General features: G+C 35.2%; 1 pseudogene. It reads left to right on the plus strand.

Annotated elements, in window-relative coordinates:
• Positions 1 to 1,013, plus strand: a pseudogene (locus tag Q4487_RS17010) (hypothetical protein); the annotation flags it as partial.

The raw sequence follows: 1,013 nt of genomic DNA on the forward strand, positions 1-1,013 counted from the left end.
AGCTTTACTTATACATCAGAAAACGGAACAGCAACAACATTTACAGAAACATTATCTACATTAGTAGACAATGCAGATGGTACATTTACATATACAAATGAAGATGGTATAGCTACAACTTTTGATGCAAAGCGTTCTACAGTTTTAGATAATGGAGATGGTACATTTACATTAACAGATGACTCAGGAAATGCAGTAACTATTGACACAAATCAAGTAGCAGGTACTTTAGTTAATAATAACGATGGTACAATAACGTATACAGATGGCACAGGTTCTTCACAGACTATAGGTTTAGTAAGTTCAGATGCTAATAATGATATTCAAGTAGGTACAGACGGAGGTCTATATTTAAATGTAGCATCAGTTACAATTGATGAAACAATTACATCTTTAACAGATAATGGTGATGGAACTTTTACTTATGAAAATGAGAGCGGAGCAATTACAACTTTTGATGCAAAGCGTTCTACAGTTTTAGATAATGGTGATGGAACATATACGATTACTGATGATTCTGGTAATTCAGCAACTATTGATACAAACAATACAGTAACAACATTAGTAAATAATGGAGATGGTACATTTACATATACATCAGAGAATGGTACAGTAACTAACTTTGTAGGTACAGACAGTCAAGATTTATCATTAACAGGAGATAACTTAACGTTAACTAATGATCCAACAGCTACACCAATTGATTTATCAAATTACAGGGAGACAGTAGTAGGAGCAGGAGATATTAATGTAACTAATGATGGATCTGGTAATTATACTGTTACATATACTGATGGGGATAAAGACGATCAGAATGAAATAGAATTACCAACTGGAGGTATAAATGGACAAGTATTATCAACTGATGGGTCAGGAGTATATACATGGGTAGATCCAGACTCTGGTCCACAAGGAGATAAAGGAGATCAGGGTGATCAGGGAATCCAGGGAGAAAAAGGAGACCAAGGAGATCAGGGAATTCAAGGAGAAACTGGAGCACAGGGTCCTCAAGG

The sequence above is a fragment of the Cellulophaga sp. 3_MG-2023 genome, from assembly GCF_030546975.1.
Taxonomy (GTDB): Bacteria; Bacteroidota; Bacteroidia; order Flavobacteriales; family Flavobacteriaceae; genus Cellulophaga.